Here is a 17,274-nt window from a genome sequence, read left to right as displayed (position 1 = left end):
AAAATAACAATATGAACTTACCTCACATTTTACAGGAATTTTTAAAGTCACAGGAACTTTTTGACAGTATTTCTTTTTCTAATTGTTTTTCTGAACAGGCAGTCGTATTTGATGAAGGAAAAATATACACAGGAAAAGAAGAAATAAGACAATGGAACGAAAAATCTAATAATGAATACAAAACCTTGTTTGAGGTAAAAAGTTTTTCTGTGAAGGATAATACAACCATTTTAAAAATTAAGATTTCCGGTTTTTTTGATGGCAGTCCGATAGTGTTGAATTTTCATTTCCAGATTAAGGACAATCTTATTACAGCTTTAGCTATTACTGAATAAGTTATAAAAATAAAGAATCCCAAAGCAAGCTTTGGGATTCTTTTATGGTATAAGCAGATATTATCTGCTTGCAATGTCGATATAGTTTCTTTCCTGAGCACCTTGGTAAACCTGTCTTGGTCTTCCGATTGGGTCTCCTTTCAATCTCATTTCTTTCCACTGAGAAATCCATCCCGGAAGTCTTCCTAACGCAAACATTACGGTGAACATTTCTGTAGGAATACCTAACGCTCTGTAAATGATACCTGAATAGAAGTCTACGTTTGGATATAGTTTTCTTTCTACGAAGTAATCATCTTCAAGGGCTACTCTTTCTAACTGCATTGCAATATCTAGAGCTTTATCCTGGATACCTAATGCTTTAAGGATATCATCAGCAGCTTTCTTGATAATTTTTGCTCTTGGGTCGAAGTTTTTGTAAACTCTGTGTCCGAATCCCATTAGACGGAAGTTATCAGCTTTGTCTTTAGCTTTAGCAACATATTTAGATACATCACCACCATCTTTCTCGATAAGCTCAAGCATTTCGATTACAGCCTGGTTAGCTCCACCGTGAAGTGGTCCCCAAAGTGCAGATACCCCAGCAGAGATAGAAGCGAAAAGGCCTGTGTGAGCAGAACCTACCATTCTTACTGTAGAAGTAGAACAGTTTTGCTCGTGGTCAGCGTGAAGGATTAATAATTTATCTAATGCATTGACAACTACCGGATCGATTTCGAAATCTGCGTTTGGTAATCTGAATGCCATTTTGTAGAAGTTCTCTACATAGTTTAGGTTGTTATCACCGTGGTTTAATGGTAAACCTTGAGTTTTTCTGTAAGTCCAGGCACAAAGGTGAGAGAACTTAGCGATCATAAGCTCAGCAGCGTGATCCATTTCTTCTTTAGAGTTTACGTTAACTGCCTTCGGGTTGAAAGCTGTTAAAGCAGAAGTCATAGAAGATAAAACTCCCATAGGGTGAGCAGAACGAGGAAAAACATCAATGATCTTTTTCATCTCATCTGCGATGAAGTTATATTTTTTAATGTTGTTGTCGAAAGAAGTAAATTGATCCTGAGTAGGTAATTCTCCATGTAATAAAAGATACATTACCTCAGTGAAGTTAGATTTCTCAGCAATTTGCTCGATTGGATAACCTCTGTAGAATAATTCTCCTTTATCTCCGTCTAAGTAAGTGATGTCGCTAATAGTAGCTCCCGTATTTTTGTAACCTAAATCCAGAGTGATTAAACCTGTCTGGTCTCTTAATTTTGAAATATCAATCCCTCTGTCTCCGATAGTACTATCCACAATTGGATATTCATATGAATTACCGTCGTAATTCAATATTACTTTGTTGTCTGACATTATTTATTTATTTTTTTTAAATATACCACTTTCCATAAAATACGGCAAACAAAAATTATCGCTTGCCGTTATTTATAAATTCAATTATCTTTTAATTTTGAATGCTTCTAAACCTGGGAAAATTGCAGTTTCACCAAGAGCTTCTTCAATTCTCAACAACTGGTTGTATTTTGCCATTCTGTCTGATCTTGAAGCAGAACCTGTTTTAATTTGACCACAGTTCATTGCTACTGCTAAATCAGCGATAGTAGAATCTTCAGTTTCTCCTGATCTGTGAGACATTACTGAAGTGAACTTATTGTTCTGAGCCATCTGTACTGCTGCCATTGTTTCAGAAAGAGAACCAATCTGGTTTACTTTTACAAGGATGGAATTAGCAATACCTTCTTTTACTCCTCTTGATAATCTGTCAACATTAGTTACAAATAAGTCATCACCTACTAACTGTACTCTGTCACCGATTTTATCAGTTAACATTTTCCATCCTTCCCAGTCATCTTCCTGCATACCGTCTTCGATAGAGATGATCGGATATTTAGCAGCTAATTCAGCAAGGTAAGAAACCTGCTCTTCTCTTGATCTGTGAGCTCCTTTATCTCCTTCAAATTTTCTGTAATCGTAAGTTCCGTCTTTGTAGAATTCCGAAGCAGCACAGTCTAATGCCAACATAATGTCGTCACCAGGCTTATATCCTGCTTTTTCAATTGCCTGAAGCAAAGTATCCAAAGCATCTTCAGTTCCGTTGAAAGTTGGAGCAAAACCTCCTTCGTCTCCTACAGCAGTAGAAAGACCTCTTCCTTTAAGAATTGATTTAAGGCTGTGGAAAATTTCTGTTCCTTTTCTTAATGCATGAGAGAAAGAATCAGCTTTTACAGGCATAATCATAAATTCCTGGAATGCGATAGGGGCATCAGAGTGAGAACCCCCGTTGATTACATTCATCATTGGAACAGGAAGCGTATTTGCATTTACACCACCTACATATTTGTATAGAGGCATTCCCAGTTCTGCAGCTGCAGCTCTTGCTACGGCTAAAGAAACTCCAAGGATTGCATTAGCACCAAGATTTCCTTTGTTAGGTGTTCCATCAAGATCAATCATGATCTGATCAATATAGTTTTGTTCAAAAACCGGCTGCCCAACTAAATTCTCTGCAATTACTTCTTTTACATTTTCAACAGCTTTCAAAACTCCCTTTCCTTGGTATTCTGAACCTCCGTCACGTAATTCTACGGCTTCATGTTCTCCTGTAGATGCTCCTGAAGGAACAGCTGCACGGCCCATTGCACCATTTTCTGTAAATACATCCACTTCAATGGTAGGATTACCTCTGGAATCTAAAATCTGTCTTGCTTCTATGTAAGAAATTGCACTCATTTTTTATTTTTTTAGTTTAGACAAATTTAATCAAAATTTAACTTTCAGGGGTATTTCAGGGGATTTTTTTGAGATAAATCCAAGTTAAATTTTAGTTAATTTATATTATGATAAACTCTTAGTTTAAAACCATTAAAAACCTTTTTTGAAATCAAATCAAAAAAGGCTTTTTTTCTTTAAAATATAATATTGTTATTCAATCTTTTTTTCTTCAGGAGTATTTATAAAAACACTCTTCCTTTCCGAATCTAATCCCCAATTAAGGCCTAAAAAGGAAATAAGATTATCTTTCTCACCATAATTTTTACCAAATGCAGCATTAATATATATTTTATCCGAAACTTTATAGGCAATCAGTCCATTGGAGCGAAATGTGTTCTCAATGTCATTGATACGATAAATATATTCCCATGAAATAGAAAATCTTTTATAGGTAAACTCTGCTTTACCACCGAAATCATAGTTTTTAGTTCTAAAAAACTGTTGATTTGTATCCAGAGTTGTTCCATCATCAAGGTATCGAATTATGCCATAAAAATTAAGCTTCTTTTCTATCTCTGGCTTCTTTTTATTTGTAAAATCAAATCCAGTATTCAGCGTTAACCAAAATCCTAACTTTCCAAAATGGTTGCTTGAAAATTTATTATCAGAAAAAAAAGTACTATAACCACCTGCAAAATCAACAGAAAGCAATGGTGATGCCTCTAAGAGACTTTTGTAATAATCTACATTTTTGAACCCTTTACCATTATCTTCATACTTTTTTAATAAATTATTTAAACCATTTTCTAATAGTTCTTCACAATCTGAATCATTCAAATCGTTATCAATACACTTTTGTTCAAGCTCCAGCTCTCTATCACTTAAATATTTACTAATCAATTTCAGCTGAGCTTTTTTCGCAGCGTCTTCTTCTATTATTTTTTTGACATTATCCTTTGTACGAATCTTAATTAAAGTTCCTCTTACACTTACAGAAAATGCAGGGTTCTTGATATTATCATCTGTATTTAAAATTAAATCTCTCACAAACCCTAACGAGAATGAAGCCCTGTTAATCTCATTAAAAATATTTTGTTTATATATTTTTCCGTCACCTTCTTTTAATCCTGCGTATTTAAGTGAATTCATTTCATTGGAACGTAATATCCAATACGGAGTAATTTCAAAGGCATAAGTATCCGGGATTCCCTCATTTTTTTTAAATGAGTTTACCAAGCTTAAAGCAATCCCTTTTTTTGATCTCGGAGTTTCCAATTCGGAGGGAGAAATTCCCAACAGAATAATAGACGGTGGATTTGAAATGGCAAGTTCTTTAAGTTCAACATCAATTTCCTTTATTTCAGTTTTTTTGTCTTGTGATCTATATTGATGTATAACTATAAAAGTCAGCATCATTAAAACTATCTTTTTCATGATCTTTATTTTATGGTTATTACTTTTACACTGATAATTCTTTTCATAGAGTCCAGATCAGCCTTTGTGTTTTTTTCAAAAGGAAATATCCTATTTTCCTGTCCAAACAAAGTATATGTAATGGTCGCATGCTTCATAGCATCGTCCAAGACATTTGCATTAATACCACTAAAATCAAAGATGTGACGAATTCGTAGTCGTTTACCTTTTATAACATTTACATGGATTACATATTCAGATCCATCATACAAATCATTGCTTGTCGCTAAGTATCTTACATTTGTATTTAGCTGAGCTTCGGTAGAGATAGTGATTTCCAAAACATAATCTGTATCGTCTTCTGTTAGTTTAAAAGTTTTTGTAGACTTTTTTATTAAGGTTTTCATGATTATTTTTTTAAGTTTTATTTATTTTCTGGGTGAAGGAGACAAAAGACCTGCTAAGGCCCCTATTGCCCCTGAAGAAATGGTAGCAAAGATCGTTACCAACTGACTGTCTGGTTCTCCTTCACTCCAAAAGGAAAGAAGAATGAGCCCTGCTATGATGGCTATAATAGATAACCCTAGCATAATCACTATAATCCTGTAGATCCAATAATCTGTTTCTTTGGGGTTTATTATTTCCAAGTTTCTGATTGCCTCTACAGGATTAATTTTAAATTTCTCCTGAAGATCACTGTCATTTTTCAAAGCAGCTTTTAAATCTTCAATGCTGTTGTTAACTAAAGTTTTCATGGCTATCAAGTTTTATTACCTCAAAGGTCTCTCTAAAAAACACACCTGTCAATTACACAAAAGGGTGATTGTAAAAACAAAAAGCAGGATTAGAAATGGTGCTGTTAATAAAAAATCAGAGAAAAATTATAATTTTACTTCAAAGGTCAGGCTAGTTCCTGAGTTTGTAGAAAGGATATTACACTCTCCTTCTTCTTCACTCATTCTTCTTTTCATATTTCGAAGTCCGTTTCCTTGTGATTGATTATCAGGAATACCTATCCCATTATCTTGAATAGTTATTAAGAGTTTATTTTCGTTTTGGGAGAATGAAAGTTTTAAAGCATTTGCCTGACTGTGTTTATATACATTATTAACCGCTTCTTTTAAGCATAAAAAAAGGTTACGTCTCAGCTCTGTAGAAATTGGAGTATCAGAAATAATACCTTCACATTCTGAATGAAGAATCACTTTTGTTTTCTTTAAAAAGCTTCCAGTGTACAATATAGCATAATCAACAAAGCTTCCCAATGTATCATTTCCTGAATTTAGGCTCCAAAGCATTTCACGCATAGAAGTATTCATTTCTTCAGAGGTTTTCAGAAGTTCATCTATATCGCACTGTAAATCGTCATCAGTAGCTTTTTGTTTCAGGAATTCTGCCTGTAGTTTAAGAGCTGAAATACCTGCCCCTAGATCATCATGCATATCATGAGAAATACGTTCACGTTCCTGTTCTATCACTTTTTGTTTTTCGAGTTCTTTCTGGAGAAGCTGATTTTGGTGCTCTGATTCTTTAAGTTTTTGTTCTTGTAAAAAAAGTAGTCTCTTTTTGTTAAACAGATAGGTTATAAAAGCCAGACTTATCACTATAAAAACAATGATTATACTTATTAAAAGTATGGTAAGTTTAATCTTATCCGGCATAATTATTTTTTTTCCATTTAAAATAGGCACACGTGTATAATATAATACAGATATAATTTCCTGCTATAAACAATATCTTACTAAAGTTTAAAATACTTTTATTTGAATCATTAAAATAATACATAGGAACTGTTCTTAGAATAAAAAAACTAGCCCAAACAATTTGTGACAGACTGATCCAGTATAACGGGTTGTTGATAATCTTTTCACCATCAAAATAATAATTCTTTTTTAGCAGCCATGACAATGAAATAGTGATATAAAAGAATGAAATAATGAAACCTAATCTTATATCAAAAATATTATTTAGAAGATTTATTTTCAATGTATAAATAAAGGAAAAACAAAATATTGAAAATATAATTAAAAGGATATTCCAACGTCTTTGATCCCAATATAAATACATAAAATATAGCATAGAAAATATGATATAAAAATTAAATCGAATGGCATTCGGCTCATCTATCTTTAAAAATTTTTCTGCAAAACCCATTACCACATCCACTAATAAAGTTGCTAACAGATATATAAAGAAGAAACTTTGGGAATAAAATTTCTTCTTTATTCCCAAAGTAAAAAATAATAATGTAAGAGTTAATAAACTGCAACAATATAAATAATAAAATATGGTTAAGGCCATAAACTGGTTATATCAGAAGGATTGCTAAGAGAAATTACCTTGTTTCCACCATCTTCAGTTTCAAAACAATATTGCATCGCGATGGAAAGCCTGCCAAGCCGTTTTTTATATTCAGCATCAAGAACCGAATCTTTTATTCTTTTAAAAATAATAAAACTTATTTTTATATATTTAAAATGATCCCATATAGCAGAATAATATTTAGAGGAATTAAAATTAAATAGAGCTATATCATCTTTTTCATAAGATACAATTCGGGTATTAACCATATTAGTCTTTCCATTAATATAATCTCCAAGTCCCAATTCATAATTTTTCTTTTCATTAAGATAGTCAATCGGGTTTGTTGATTTAACCAGATTATATACTTTCATTCCTCCACTCTGAATTCCATCCAGACTATACACTTCATCCCCTGAATCAAGAGATGCAATAATGTCTGATAAATGGAGCATTAAAGAAATATTGTTTTCTCTTTCTATAAAGCAAAAATTGACATTTCTTTTTGAAGACTTTAAAATAATATCGATAAGTGTCTTGTCAACTATAATAGAATCAATAAAAGAAGTTTCATCTTTATTTTTTAAAAGTTTAAATTCATCTGTTAATTTGATAAAATCACCTTCAGGAATAGGAGTTACAGCAAAAGCCTGAAGAAGAATTTTTGGCATTTCTTCTATCGCCGGTTCAAAAAAAAGTTCTGATAGTTTGGTTTTCATAATGTCTCAGTTTTTAAAATTGTTAAATTTATTAATAGCCTCCACTTTATTACTGACGTGGAGTTTTCTGTACATATTTCCAACATGTTTTTTCACGGTATCTATGCTGATACACTTTTTATCAGCAATTTCTTTGTAAAGAAGTCCCTGTGAGAGCAATTCAAGAATTTCCTTTTCCCGTTCCGTAAGTTCATCTCAACCTTTAATTTCAGGAAGTTTTTTTTCAAAATGCTGCAACACTTTTCGGGCAATAGAAAAGCTCATGGGAGCACCGCCATTATAAACATCCCGGATTGAGGAAAGTATTTTATCCATGCTTTCTCCCTTAACAAGATATCCCATGGCACCAGCTTTTAAAGAATTAAAAATCTTTTCATCATCTTCAAAACTAGTACACATGATGAACTGGGTTTCCGGCATTTCTTTTTTGAGTTTTTCAATGATTTCAATGCCTAGCATATCCTGAAGCTGGATATCCATCATTACAACATTGGGAGAAAGATCGGGAAGGTTTTTCAGGGCATCATTACCATCGAAGAATTGGGCAACAACTTTCATATCCTGTTGATAATTGATCACCTTCTTCAACGCATTGTTGTAGTTTTTTTCGTCTTCTACTATGGCGATGGAAATGCTCATGTCTTTTTTATTTGAAGCAAATTTCAACAGAAAACAGATAAGAGTCAATTACACTTTTGGGTAATCTTAGGATTTGAGTTTAGAATTATAGATAGTTTTTAATCTTATTAAAATTAATTATTTTTCCCTTTCAAAACCATATTTTTTTTAATAAATTTTAACAAATCAATCTATCATTATACTGATAATGATTTCGTTACTAAAACCCGGGGATGATTTTCGTATTATTAAAAGAAAAAGGAAAATTATTTGCGTAAAAACCAGCAAAAATTGATCATATTGTAAGGCATGATTTTTGTAAAATTAAAGGGTAAAAATCATATTGAATATCAAATAATATAATCATGAAAAAAAGTCTTTTAGCACTGGGCGCTGTCCTTACATTAACTGTAATCAGCTGCAAAAAAAGTGAAAGTGGAAATAAGAGTATCATTAAAACAGACAGCTCAGAAACGGTAGTTACTGATAACAACGGAAAAGTTGATTCTGTAACCCAGAGTTCATCAACAATTGACGTTAACGGGCAGAAAACTGAAAAAACGGATTTTGTATATAAAGCCACTGATGGAACCTTGGTAAAAGTAATATTCAAAAATGATCCGAAAGAAAGTACAGTTGCCATTACCAGCAACAAAAAAACATTCACGCTTACTAAAGCAGAGACCAAAGGGGATGAAACCATCTATAAGAAAGATGATATGACAGTAAGAGTAAAAGGTGACAGTCTTCACCTTGAGCAAGGTAACAATATTATTGAATTAAAAAGAACCAAAATATAAAATCAAGCCGTTCCTCCCATTGGGACGGCTTTTTTATTTAAAATTGTTCAGATGGAGCAAACCAATCTGTATAATACAAAAAACCATCCGGAATCCGGATGGTTTTCTATTTATATCTGAATGAATATTATTCTTCAGTTTTTTCTTCAGTAGTGTCAGCTTTAGCTTCTTCTACTTTTTCTTCTACTACTGGAGCATCAGCAACAACTGCTGCTTTAGCTGGTGTAGATCTTCTGCTTCTTCTTGTAGCTTTTTTCTCTTCAGCATTAGGGTTGTAAAGCTCGTTGAAATCTACTAATTCGATAAGAGCCATATCAGCAGCATCACCTGGTCTGAAACCTGTCTTAATGATTCTTGTATAACCACCGTTTCTTTCAGCGATTTTAGGAGCTACAGTTCTGAATAATTCAGCAACCGCAAATTTATTTTGAAGGTAAGAGAATACTACTCTTCTGTTATGTGTAGTATCTTCTTTTGCTTTTGTTAATAGAGGCTCAACATATACTCTTAAAGCTTTAGCTTTAGCTACAGTAGTGTTGATTCTTTTATGCTCAATTAGAGAACAAGCCATATTAGAAAGTAAAGCACTTCTGTGAGAAGCTGTTCTTCCTAAGTGATTGAATTTTTTACCGTGTCTCATTATTAATTATTTATCAGCGTCTAACTTATATTTTGCAACGTCGAAACCGAAGTTAAGACCTTTTGAATGCACTAATTCTTCTAGTTCTGTCAAAGATTTTTTACCAAAATTTCTGAATTTCATCAAATCAGACTTACTGTAAGAAACTAATTCTCCAAGAGTTTCTACTTCAGCTGCTTTTAGACAGTTAAGGGCTCTTACAGAAAGATCCATATCTGCTAATTTAGACTTAAGTAATTGTCTTGTGTGAAGAGTTTCCTCATCATATTGGATAGATGCTTTTACAGCTTCAGTCTCCAGAGTGATTCTCTCATCAGAGAATAACATGAAGTGATAAATTAATATCTTAGAAGCTTCTGTTAAAGCATTCTGAGGGCTAATAGACCCATCAGTTTCAATATCTAATACAAGTTTTTCGTAGTCTGTTTTTTGCTCTACACGATAATTTTCAATGCTGTACTGCACTTTCTTGATTGGCGTGAAAATAGAGTCAATTGCAATAGTACCTACAGGTGCATTGTTTGACTTATTTTGTTCTGAAGGAACATATCCTCTACCTTTTTCAATATTGAAAGTAATTTCGAAAGTTACATCAGTATTTAGGTTACAAATCACTAAATCCGGGTTTAAAACCTCGAATCCGTTGATCGATTTTCCTAAATCTCCAGCAGTAATAATCGTTTGACCTGAAACTTTAGCAACAACCTGCTCGTTAGCCTGGCCTTCTGCTGAAGCTTTTAATCTAACCTGCTTTAGGTTAAGAATAATTTCGGTAACGTCTTCGATTACTCCTGGAATAGTTGAAAATTCGTGCTCTACACCTTCTATTTTGATAGATGAAATAGCGTATCCTTCCAGAGAAGAAAGCAACACTCTTCTCAAAGCATTACCGATTGTAAGCCCGAAACCTGGTTCTAAAGGTCTGAATTCAAATTGACCTTTAAATTCATCAGAGTTAAGTAAAATTACTTTATCGGGTTTTATGAATTGTAAAATTGCCATATTATTGGGTTGAGCAAAAATTTGATTAAAAAATTATTTAGAGTAAAGTTCGACGATAAGGTTCTCCTTGATGTCTTCCGGAATTTGGATTCTTTCAGGAGCAGAAATGAAGGTACCTTCTTTCTTCTCATCGTTGAATTGTAACCACTCATAGTTTGACTTAGAAGCCAATGCATTGGTAACAACTTCAAGAGACTTAGACTTTTCTCTTACAGCGATTACATCACCAGCTTTTACCAAGTAAGAAGGGATATTAAGAATCTCTCCGTTTACAGTGATGTGTCTGTGAGAAACTAATTGTCTTGCACCAGATCTAGTTTTAGCAAACCCTAATCTGTATACAACATTATCCAATCTTGATTCACAAAGTTGTAATAGAACTTCCCCTGTTACTCCTTTGCTTCTGTGTGCTTTTTCAAATAAGTTAGCAAACTGTCTTTCTAAAATACCGTAAGTATATTTAGCTTTTTGTTTTTCAGCTAACTGAACTGCATATTCTGATTTTTTAGCACCTCTTCTTTTGTTAGGACCGTGTTGTCCTGGCGGTTGGTTTTTTCTCTTTTCGAAGTTTTTGTCATCTCCGTAGATTGCAGCACCAAACTTTCTAGCAATCTTAGTTTTAGGTCCAATATATCTTGCCATAATGGGTAAATTCTAAAAATTAAACTCTTCTTCTTTTTGGTGGTCTACATCCGTTGTGTGGCATTGGAGTCACATCAACGATCTCGCTAACTTCAATTCCTGAATTGTGGATAGATCTGATAGCAGATTCTCTACCTGCACCTGGACCTTTCACAAACACCTTTACTCTTCTTAAACCAGCTTCGTGAGCTACAGCAGAGCAATTTTCAGCTGCCATCTGAGCAGCAAATGGAGTATTCTTTTTAGAACCTCTGAATCCCATTTTACCGGCAGAAGCCCAAGAGATAACCTCTCCGTTTTTATTTGTTAAAGAAATGATGATGTTATTGAAAGAAGCCTGAATATGCGCTTCACCAATAGCTTCAACTTTTACTTTTCTCTTCTTAACTACTTTAGTTTGTTTTGCCATAATTCCTAACGATTATTTACTAGCTTTTTTCTTGTTAGCAACAGTTTTTCTCTTTCCTTTACGGGTTCTAGAGTTGTTTTTCGTTCTCTGGCCTCTTAAAGGTAATCCAAGTCTGTGACGTATTCCTCGTTGGCATCCTATGTCCATTAATCTCTTAATGTTCAATTGCACTTCAGATCTTAATTCTCCTTCTACTTTTACGTTTTCTGAGATATAAGTTCTGATGGCAGCCAATTCATCGTCATTCCATTCGTTGACTTTTTTGTCTTCGCTGATACCGGCAGCTTTAAGGATTTCAGAAGAAGTATTTCTTCCAACTCCGTAGATGTAAGTTAAACCGATAACTCCTCTTTTGTTTTTTGGTAAATCAATACCTGCAATTCTCGCCATAATTTAATTAACCTTGTCTTTGTTTAAATTTTGGGTTCTTCTTGTTGATTACGAACAGTACACCTTTTCTGCGTACGATCTTGCAATCAGCGCTTCTTTTTTTAATTGATGCTCTTACTTTCATTTTGATAGTATTTATTTTTTACAAATGCCAAATGGAATGAGAATTCCATTTGGCTACTTGTTTTAATATCTAAATGTGATCCTCCCTTTTGTTAAATCATAGGGAGACATTTCTAGTTTTACCTTATCACCAGGTAAAAGTTTAATATAGTGCATTCGCATTTTACCAGAAATATGAGCGATAAGTATATGCCCATTCTCTAGTTCTACACGGAACTGAGCGTTCGAAAGTGCTTCCGTTATAACGCCGTCTTGTTCAATATGTTTTTGTTTTGCCATAAATTAATATCCAGTCGTTCTAGACAGTTTAGACTGCATTAAGCCATCATAATGATGATTCAGCAGATAAGTATTAATCTGTTGAACAGTATCTAAAATTACACCTACCATAATTAATAGTGACGTTCCCCCGAAAAATAGGGCAAACGCATCTGTCTGAACAAAGCTTCCATGCACAATTGCTGGAAGGACTGCAAAGATAGATAAAAAAATTGCACCTGGCAAGGTAATTTTTGATAAAATATCATCTAAGTAATCTGCTGTCTCTTTTCCGGGTCTTACTTTCGGTACTAAACCTCCATTTCTCTTCAAATCATCAGCCATTTGGTTCACCGGAATTGTAATTGCAGTATAGAAAAACGAGAAGATAATAATTAATAGCGCAAACAATACATTGTACTGCCAGCTAAAAACATTCTTGAAACCTGCAAGAAAAGTGTTAGACTCATCGAATTTTGTTAATAGTCCTGGTACGAACATCAATGCCTGAGCAAAGATAATCGGCATTACACCAGCAGCATTTACTTTCAATGGAATCCATTGTCTTGCGCCCTGCATAAGATTCTTGTTTACACCTCCTCTTGCTTGAGCCCTGCTTACATACTGAATTGGAATTTTTCTAACAGCCACCGATAAAATCACTGCTAAAAGAACAACCAACATCCAGAATAATACTTCAATAAGGATCATGATAGATCCCATTCCTCCTTTTCCGTTCTGCACGGCCATCTCCTGAACGAATGCCTCAGGTAATCTTGAAAGAATCCCCACCATAATAAGGATAGAGATACCATTTCCGATTCCCTTATCGGTAATCTTTTCACCTAACCACATTGCAAACACTGAACCACCTACCAGGATAACAATACTTGGTAACCAGAACATGATTGAATTTGGTTCTACAAAATATGCAGATTGGAACTGAGCATATGGTAAGAATAATTGAGTAATAGAAGTTAAGTAAGAAGGTGCCTGTACCAGACAAACCCCAATCGTTAACCATCTTGTAATTTGGTTCAATGTATTTCTACCTGACTCTCCATCTTTCTGAAGCTTCTGAAGATAAGGAATAGCCATCCCCATCAACTGAACAATAATAGAAGCAGAAATATAAGGCATGATTCCTAACGCCATTACAGAAGCGTGGCTGAAAGCCCCCCCCGTAAACGACGAAAGCAAGCCAAGGAGACCTGCTCCTTGCTTGTTACCGCCTTGATTTTTATAATGCTCTAAGAGATCTCCCACCTCTGCAAGGTTAATTGCGGGAAGTGAGATATAAGATGCGAATCTATACACAAGGATAATACCTAAAGTGAAGAGAATTTTATCTCTCAATTCTTTAAGACTCCAAATATTTTTAAGTGTTTGTATAAATTCTTTCATTAGTAAGTATTATAAGGTAATTGCTTTTCCACCTGCCTTAGCAATAAGCTCTTCAGCAGATTTAGTGAATTTGTCAGCAGAGATTGAAACCGCAGATTTCAATTCTCCTCTACCCATAATTTTCACTAATTCGTTTTTAGAAACTATCCCGTTTGCTACTAAAACTTCTTTCGTGATATCTCCAGTGATGGATTTGTTCTCGATTAAAATTTGGATAGTATCAAGGTTAACTCCTCTAAACTCTTTTCTGTTTACGTTTTTGAATCCGAATTTAGGTAATCTTCTTTGTAAAGGCATCTGTCCACCTTCGAAACCGATCTTCTGAGAATAACCAGCTCTAGCTTTCTGACCTTTGTGTCCTTTTGTTGAAGTACCTCCTTTTCCAGTACCTTGTCCTCTACCAATTCTTTTTGAATTGAATGTAGAACCTGCTGCTGGTTGTATATTGTTTAAATTCATTTTAAATTCTCTTTTATAAAATTATTTTTGAACTTCAAGTAAGTGACCCACTGCAGCGATCATTCCTAAGATAGAAGGAGTCGCTTCATGTTCTACAACTTGGTGAAGTTTTTTTAATCCTAATGCTTCAAGCGTTCTCTTTTGGGTTTTTGTTCTACCAATAGCGCTTCTTACTTGCTTTACTTTAATTGTTGCCATTGTTTATATATTAACCGTTAAACACTTTACTTAGAGAAACTCCTCTCATTCTTGCGATCTCTTCAGGTCTTCTGATATCTAATAACGCTTTGAAAGTAGCTTTCACTACGTTGTGAGGGTTAGAAGATCCTTTAGATTTTGAAAGGATATCGTGAATACCAGCTGATTCCAATACCGCTCTTACCGCACCACCTGCGATAAGTCCTGTACCGTGAGAAGCAGGTCTTAAGAAGATATCTGCACCACCGTATCTAGCAGTAGTTTGGTGAGGAATAGTGTGGTTCATTACTGGAACTTTAACAAGGTTTTTCTTAGCGTCTTCAACTGCTTTAGCAATTGCAGAAGCAACCTCTTTAGATTTTCCTAAACCAAAACCGATAATACCTTCTTCGTTTCCTACTACAACAATAGCAGAAAATCCGAAAGCTCTACCTCCTTTAGTTACTTTTGTTACTCTGTTAACAGCTACGAGACGATCTTTTAATTCTAATCCTCCCGGTTTTACTCTTTCTATATTATCTAGTCCTAACATATTTTCCGAAATTTAATGATTAGAATTTAAGTCCACCTTCTCTCGCACCATCAGCTAGAGCTTTTACTCTACCGTGGTATACGAAACCGTTTCTGTCAAATACAATACTTTCGATTCCTGCAGCAACCGCTTTAGCAGCGATAGCTTTACCTACAGCAGCAGAAATTTCAGTCTTAGTACCTTTAGCGTCTACACCTTTTTCTCTAGAAGAAGCTGATGCTAAAGTTTTACCATTTTTATCGTCGATTAACTGAGCGTAAATTTCCTTATTACTTTTGTATACAGATAATCTTGGCAATTCAGAAGATCCAGAGATTTTCCCTCTTACTCTTCTTTTGATTCTTATTCTTTTTTCTAATTTACTTAATGCCATAATACTTATAATTTATTAAGCAGATTTACCAGCTTTACGTCTAACAATTTCTCCTACGAATCTTACACCTTTTCCTTTGTATGGCTCAGGCTTTCTGAAAGAACGGATCTTTGCAGCTACCATTCCTAGAAGTTGGTTGTCGTGAGACGTTAAAGTAATAATTGGGTTTTTACCTTTTTCAGTCAATGTATCAACTTTTACTTCGCTAGGAAGTTCTAATACGATACCGTGAGAGAATCCTAAAGCTAACTCAAGTTTTTGACCTGCGTGTGAAGCTCTATATCCTACCCCTACTAGTTCTAGTTTCTTTTCGAAACCTGTATTTACACCAACAATCATGTTGTTGATTAACGCTCTGTATAAACCGTGAAGCGCTTTGTGTTGTTTAGAATCAGATGGTCTGTTAACATTAAGTTCACCATCTTTTTGTTCTAAAGTAATTCCTGCTGTAAGCTCTTGAGAAAGTTCTCCTTTTGCTCCTTTTACAGTTACTACACCGTTGTTTTCAGTGACTGTAACTCCAGCTGGAATTGTTATAATTGCTTTACCAATTCTTGACATTTTCCTCTGATTAAAAATTAATAAACATAGCAGATTACTTCACCGCCTACTTTCTCTTCTCTAGCTTTCTTGTCAGTCATTACTCCTTTAGAAGTAGAGATGATAGAAATACCCAAACCGTTTAGTACTCTTGGAAGTTCAGTAGAACCTTTGTACTGTCTTAAACCTGGTCTTGAAGCTCTTTGGATAGACTTAATAGCAGGTTTGTTAGTTTGCTTATCGTACTTTAAAGCGATTTTGATCACTCCTTGAACAGCGTTATCTTCAAACTTATAGTTTAAGATATACCCTTGATCAAATAGGATCTTAGTAATCTCCTTTTTGATTTTCGATGCAGGAATTTCCACCACTTTGTGGCCTGCGCTTTGTGCGTTCCTTACTCTTGTTAGGAAATCTGAAATTGGATCTGTTACCATTTTTCTTTTATAAATTATTGGTTAAAGAACAATCAGTTTTGAAAAGACTTGAAGAGAAAAATATCAGACTTCAGAAAACTTCGGTCTGATATTATTATTCTTTAGTATCTCGACAACTTAATTGTCCCGATTTTTAATTAGTAATTATTACCAACTAGCTTTTCTTACACCTGGGATAAGACCGTTGTTAGCCATTTCTCTGAAAGTTACTCTGGAAATACCAAACGTTCTCATGTATCCTCTTGGTCTACCTGTTAGTTTACATCTGTTGTGTAATCTTACAGGAGAAGCATTTTTCGGCAATTTTTGAAGTCCTTCGTAATCACCAGCTTCTTTAAGAGCTTGTCTTTTAGCAGCGTATTTAGCAACTAGTGCTTCTCTTTTGCGCTCACGCGCTTTCATTGATTCTTTAGCCATTTCTTAGTTCTTTTTAAATGGTAAACCGAAGTGAGTTAATAATGCTTTAGCTTCTTTATCTGTTTTCGCAGTAGTTACGAAAGTGATGTCCATCCCTTGGATTTTTTTCACTTTGTCAATTACGATTTCAGGGAAGATAATTTGCTCAGTAATACCTAAGTTGTAGTTACCTCTACCATCGAAACCATCTGCTTTGATACCAGAGAAATCTCTGATACGTGGTAAAGCAGAAGAAGTAAGTCTGTCTAAGAACTCATACATTCTGTGAGCTCTCAAAGTTACTTTAGCACCTACAGGCATTCCTTTTCTAAGTTTGAATGCAGCTTCGTCTTTCTTAGAGATCGTACCTACTGCTTTCTGACCTGTGATGTTTGTAAGTTCTTCTACAGCATAATCGATAATTTTCTTATCTGCAGTAGCGTCTCCTAAACCTTGTGATACAACGATTTTCTCTAATCTAGGTACTTGCATGATTGACTTGTACCCGAATTCTTCCATCATTGCAGGAACAATTGTCTCTTTGTATATTTTCTTGGGTCTTGCTATAAATTCCATGTT

At 34.4% G+C, this 17,274-nt stretch carries 26 protein-coding genes and 1 pseudogene; 2 read left to right on the top strand and 25 right to left on the bottom strand.

All coding sequences use genetic code 11. The features are described 5' to 3' along the window. The first annotated feature begins 11 nt into the window (after positions 1–11). Positions 12–335 (top strand): nuclear transport factor 2 family protein, encoded by a 324-nt coding sequence (locus tag J2772_RS17960; protein WP_209919111.1) that lies wholly within the window; start codon positions 12–14, stop codon positions 333–335. Between the two features lie 60 nt (positions 336–395). Here J2772_RS17960 and J2772_RS17955 read toward each other — a convergent pair whose 3' ends face one another. The 9 genes and pseudogenes from J2772_RS17955 to J2772_RS17920 all read right to left on the bottom strand — a co-directional run bounded on the left by J2772_RS17955 (position 396) and on the right by J2772_RS17920 (position 8,113). Continuing rightward, the gene (locus J2772_RS17955; protein WP_209919109.1) at positions 396–1,682 is read right to left on the bottom strand and encodes a citrate synthase; all 1,287 of its coding nucleotides are present in this window, start codon (positions 1,680–1,682) and stop codon (positions 396–398) included. A gap of 84 nt (positions 1,683–1,766) precedes the next feature. After that, a complete protein-coding gene (gene eno / locus J2772_RS17950) occupies positions 1,767–3,059 on the bottom strand; it encodes a phosphopyruvate hydratase (RefSeq protein WP_209919107.1) in 1,293 nt (430 codons plus the stop codon). A 192-nt stretch (positions 3,060–3,251) separates the two neighbouring features. Then, complete coding sequence (locus J2772_RS17945; RefSeq protein WP_209919106.1) at positions 3,252–4,475, bottom strand: hypothetical protein; 1,224 nt, start codon at positions 4,473–4,475, stop codon at positions 3,252–3,254. Positions 4,476–4,480: 5 nt separating this feature from the next. After that, the gene (locus J2772_RS17940; protein WP_209919104.1) at positions 4,481–4,861 is read right to left on the bottom strand and encodes a hypothetical protein; all 381 of its coding nucleotides are present in this window, start codon (positions 4,859–4,861) and stop codon (positions 4,481–4,483) included. 21 nt (positions 4,862–4,882) lie between these two features. Then, the gene (locus tag J2772_RS17935) at positions 4,883–5,209 is read right to left on the bottom strand and encodes a hypothetical protein (protein ID WP_209919102.1); all 327 of its coding nucleotides are present in this window, start codon (positions 5,207–5,209) and stop codon (positions 4,883–4,885) included. A 126-nt stretch (positions 5,210–5,335) separates the two neighbouring features. Further along, positions 5,336–6,115: a sensor histidine kinase gene (locus J2772_RS17930; RefSeq protein WP_209919101.1), complete on the bottom strand. Its 780-nt coding sequence runs from the start codon at positions 6,113–6,115 to the stop codon at positions 5,336–5,338. 630 nt (positions 6,116–6,745) lie between these two features. After that, complete coding sequence (locus tag J2772_RS17925) at positions 6,746–7,474, bottom strand: hypothetical protein (protein WP_209919099.1); 729 nt, start codon at positions 7,472–7,474, stop codon at positions 6,746–6,748. A gap of 6 nt (positions 7,475–7,480) precedes the next feature. After that, positions 7,481–7,654, bottom strand: a pseudogene (locus J2772_RS24210) (response regulator transcription factor); the annotation flags it as partial. 15 nt (positions 7,655–7,669) lie between these two features. Beyond that, positions 7,670–8,113 carry a response regulator transcription factor gene (locus J2772_RS17920; protein WP_245365259.1) on the bottom strand — a complete coding sequence of 148 codons (444 nt, stop codon included), beginning with the start codon at positions 8,111–8,113 and terminating at the stop codon, positions 7,670–7,672. Between the two features lie 344 nt (positions 8,114–8,457). Between J2772_RS17920 and J2772_RS17915 the strand changes: the two genes are divergently transcribed. Further along, positions 8,458–8,892, top strand: coding sequence for a hypothetical protein (locus tag J2772_RS17915; protein WP_209919097.1), 435 nt, complete (start codon positions 8,458–8,460; stop codon positions 8,890–8,892). Between the two features lie 127 nt (positions 8,893–9,019). Here the strand turns inward: J2772_RS17915 and rplQ are convergent, their stop codons facing one another. From rplQ to rplE, 16 genes are all read right to left on the bottom strand, one after another. Beyond that, entirely contained in the window at positions 9,020–9,532 is a 513-nt protein-coding gene (gene rplQ, locus J2772_RS17910; RefSeq protein WP_105702140.1) for a 50S ribosomal protein L17, read from the bottom strand. A gap of 6 nt (positions 9,533–9,538) precedes the next feature. Beyond that, positions 9,539–10,534: a DNA-directed RNA polymerase subunit alpha gene (locus J2772_RS17905; protein ID WP_066695982.1), complete on the bottom strand. Its 996-nt coding sequence runs from the start codon at positions 10,532–10,534 to the stop codon at positions 9,539–9,541. Positions 10,535–10,567: 33 nt separating this feature from the next. Then, the gene (rpsD, locus tag J2772_RS17900) at positions 10,568–11,176 is read right to left on the bottom strand and encodes a 30S ribosomal protein S4 (RefSeq protein WP_045491111.1); all 609 of its coding nucleotides are present in this window, start codon (positions 11,174–11,176) and stop codon (positions 10,568–10,570) included. A 19-nt stretch (positions 11,177–11,195) separates the two neighbouring features. After that, positions 11,196–11,585, bottom strand: coding sequence for a 30S ribosomal protein S11 (gene rpsK, locus J2772_RS17895; protein ID WP_034694697.1), 390 nt, complete (start codon positions 11,583–11,585; stop codon positions 11,196–11,198). Between the two features lie 12 nt (positions 11,586–11,597). After that, on the bottom strand, positions 11,598–11,975 hold the full coding sequence (gene rpsM, locus J2772_RS17890; protein ID WP_034738759.1) for a 30S ribosomal protein S13: 378 nt from the start codon (positions 11,973–11,975) through the stop codon (positions 11,598–11,600). Positions 11,976–11,982: 7 nt separating this feature from the next. Continuing rightward, positions 11,983–12,099 (bottom strand): 50S ribosomal protein L36, encoded by a 117-nt coding sequence (gene rpmJ / locus J2772_RS17885; protein WP_007839480.1) that lies wholly within the window; start codon positions 12,097–12,099, stop codon positions 11,983–11,985. 62 nt (positions 12,100–12,161) lie between these two features. Further along, positions 12,162–12,377 (bottom strand): translation initiation factor IF-1, encoded by a 216-nt coding sequence (gene infA / locus J2772_RS17880; RefSeq protein WP_034684855.1) that lies wholly within the window; start codon positions 12,375–12,377, stop codon positions 12,162–12,164. Between the two features lie 3 nt (positions 12,378–12,380). Then, positions 12,381–13,760: a preprotein translocase subunit SecY gene (gene secY / locus J2772_RS17875; protein WP_045491124.1), complete on the bottom strand. Its 1,380-nt coding sequence runs from the start codon at positions 13,758–13,760 to the stop codon at positions 12,381–12,383. A 9-nt stretch (positions 13,761–13,769) separates the two neighbouring features. Continuing rightward, a complete protein-coding gene (rplO, locus tag J2772_RS17870; protein WP_209919096.1) occupies positions 13,770–14,219 on the bottom strand; it encodes a 50S ribosomal protein L15 in 450 nt (149 codons plus the stop codon). Positions 14,220–14,240: 21 nt separating this feature from the next. Next, positions 14,241–14,417: a 50S ribosomal protein L30 gene (gene rpmD / locus J2772_RS17865; RefSeq protein WP_027371710.1), complete on the bottom strand. Its 177-nt coding sequence runs from the start codon at positions 14,415–14,417 to the stop codon at positions 14,241–14,243. 10 nt (positions 14,418–14,427) lie between these two features. Continuing rightward, a complete protein-coding gene (rpsE, locus tag J2772_RS17860) occupies positions 14,428–14,949 on the bottom strand; it encodes a 30S ribosomal protein S5 (protein WP_045491132.1) in 522 nt (173 codons plus the stop codon). Between the two features lie 19 nt (positions 14,950–14,968). Further along, entirely contained in the window at positions 14,969–15,322 is a 354-nt protein-coding gene (gene rplR / locus J2772_RS17855) for a 50S ribosomal protein L18 (RefSeq protein ID WP_047491441.1), read from the bottom strand. Between the two features lie 15 nt (positions 15,323–15,337). Further along, on the bottom strand, positions 15,338–15,883 hold the full coding sequence (rplF, locus tag J2772_RS17850) for a 50S ribosomal protein L6 (protein ID WP_045491138.1): 546 nt from the start codon (positions 15,881–15,883) through the stop codon (positions 15,338–15,340). A gap of 17 nt (positions 15,884–15,900) precedes the next feature. Further along, positions 15,901–16,299, bottom strand: a complete 399-nt coding sequence (gene rpsH, locus J2772_RS17845) for a 30S ribosomal protein S8 (protein ID WP_034694686.1) — start codon at positions 16,297–16,299, stop codon at positions 15,901–15,903. Between the two features lie 147 nt (positions 16,300–16,446). Further along, positions 16,447–16,716, bottom strand: a complete 270-nt coding sequence (rpsN, locus tag J2772_RS17840) for a 30S ribosomal protein S14 (protein ID WP_002983233.1) — start codon at positions 16,714–16,716, stop codon at positions 16,447–16,449. Between the two features lie 3 nt (positions 16,717–16,719). After that, positions 16,720–17,271, bottom strand: coding sequence for a 50S ribosomal protein L5 (gene rplE / locus J2772_RS17835; RefSeq protein WP_045491142.1), 552 nt, complete (start codon positions 17,269–17,271; stop codon positions 16,720–16,722). Between the last annotated feature and the right edge of the window lie 3 nt (positions 17,272–17,274).

The sequence above is a fragment of the Chryseobacterium jejuense genome (genome assembly GCF_017877355.1).
Classification (GTDB): Bacteria; Bacteroidota; Bacteroidia; order Flavobacteriales; family Weeksellaceae; genus Chryseobacterium; species Chryseobacterium jejuense_A.
Note: the sequence above shows the minus strand (reverse complement) of the source record. Positions and strands in the feature narration are given on the sequence as shown.

What these genes read in the sequence shown, in the direction of transcription:
- J2772_RS17960 (WP_209919111.1), top strand. Translation starts at nt 12, where the DNA reads ATGAACTTACCTCACATTTTACAGGAATTTTTAAAGTCACAGGAACTT.
- J2772_RS17955 (WP_209919109.1), bottom strand. Translation starts at nt 1,682, where the DNA reads ATGTCAGACAACAAAGTAATATTGAATTACGACGGTAATTCATATGAA.
- eno (WP_209919107.1), bottom strand. Translation starts at nt 3,059, where the DNA reads ATGAGTGCAATTTCTTACATAGAAGCAAGACAGATTTTAGATTCCAGA.
- J2772_RS17945 (WP_209919106.1), bottom strand. Translation starts at nt 4,475, where the DNA reads ATGAAAAAGATAGTTTTAATGATGCTGACTTTTATAGTTATACATCAA.
- J2772_RS17940 (WP_209919104.1), bottom strand. Translation starts at nt 4,861, where the DNA reads ATGAAAACCTTAATAAAAAAGTCTACAAAAACTTTTAAACTAACAGAA.
- J2772_RS17935 (WP_209919102.1), bottom strand. Translation starts at nt 5,209, where the DNA reads ATGAAAACTTTAGTTAACAACAGCATTGAAGATTTAAAAGCTGCTTTG.
- J2772_RS17930 (WP_209919101.1), bottom strand. Translation starts at nt 6,115, where the DNA reads ATGCCGGATAAGATTAAACTTACCATACTTTTAATAAGTATAATCATT.
- J2772_RS17925 (WP_209919099.1), bottom strand. Translation starts at nt 7,474, where the DNA reads ATGAAAACCAAACTATCAGAACTTTTTTTTGAACCGGCGATAGAAGAA.
- J2772_RS17920 (WP_245365259.1), bottom strand. Translation starts at nt 8,113, where the DNA reads ATGAGCATTTCCATCGCCATAGTAGAAGACGAAAAAAACTACAACAAT.
- J2772_RS17915 (WP_209919097.1), top strand. Translation starts at nt 8,458, where the DNA reads ATGAAAAAAAGTCTTTTAGCACTGGGCGCTGTCCTTACATTAACTGTA.
- rplQ (WP_105702140.1), bottom strand. Translation starts at nt 9,532, where the DNA reads ATGAGACACGGTAAAAAATTCAATCACTTAGGAAGAACAGCTTCTCAC.
- J2772_RS17905 (WP_066695982.1), bottom strand. Translation starts at nt 10,534, where the DNA reads ATGGCAATTTTACAATTCATAAAACCCGATAAAGTAATTTTACTTAAC.
- rpsD (WP_045491111.1), bottom strand. Translation starts at nt 11,176, where the DNA reads ATGGCAAGATATATTGGACCTAAAACTAAGATTGCTAGAAAGTTTGGT.
- rpsK (WP_034694697.1), bottom strand. Translation starts at nt 11,585, where the DNA reads ATGGCAAAACAAACTAAAGTAGTTAAGAAGAGAAAAGTAAAAGTTGAA.
- rpsM (WP_034738759.1), bottom strand. Translation starts at nt 11,975, where the DNA reads ATGGCGAGAATTGCAGGTATTGATTTACCAAAAAACAAAAGAGGAGTT.
- rpmJ (WP_007839480.1), bottom strand. Translation starts at nt 12,099, where the DNA reads ATGAAAGTAAGAGCATCAATTAAAAAAAGAAGCGCTGATTGCAAGATC.
- infA (WP_034684855.1), bottom strand. Translation starts at nt 12,377, where the DNA reads ATGGCAAAACAAAAACATATTGAACAAGACGGCGTTATAACGGAAGCA.
- secY (WP_045491124.1), bottom strand. Translation starts at nt 13,760, where the DNA reads ATGAAAGAATTTATACAAACACTTAAAAATATTTGGAGTCTTAAAGAA.
- rplO (WP_209919096.1), bottom strand. Translation starts at nt 14,219, where the DNA reads ATGAATTTAAACAATATACAACCAGCAGCAGGTTCTACATTCAATTCA.
- rpmD (WP_027371710.1), bottom strand. Translation starts at nt 14,417, where the DNA reads ATGGCAACAATTAAAGTAAAGCAAGTAAGAAGCGCTATTGGTAGAACA.
- rpsE (WP_045491132.1), bottom strand. Translation starts at nt 14,949, where the DNA reads ATGTTAGGACTAGATAATATAGAAAGAGTAAAACCGGGAGGATTAGAA.
- rplR (WP_047491441.1), bottom strand. Translation starts at nt 15,322, where the DNA reads ATGGCATTAAGTAAATTAGAAAAAAGAATAAGAATCAAAAGAAGAGTA.
- rplF (WP_045491138.1), bottom strand. Translation starts at nt 15,883, where the DNA reads ATGTCAAGAATTGGTAAAGCAATTATAACAATTCCAGCTGGAGTTACA.
- rpsH (WP_034694686.1), bottom strand. Translation starts at nt 16,299, where the DNA reads ATGGTAACAGATCCAATTTCAGATTTCCTAACAAGAGTAAGGAACGCA.
- rpsN (WP_002983233.1), bottom strand. Translation starts at nt 16,716, where the DNA reads ATGGCTAAAGAATCAATGAAAGCGCGTGAGCGCAAAAGAGAAGCACTA.
- rplE (WP_045491142.1), bottom strand. Translation starts at nt 17,271, where the DNA reads ATGGAATTTATAGCAAGACCCAAGAAAATATACAAAGAGACAATTGTT.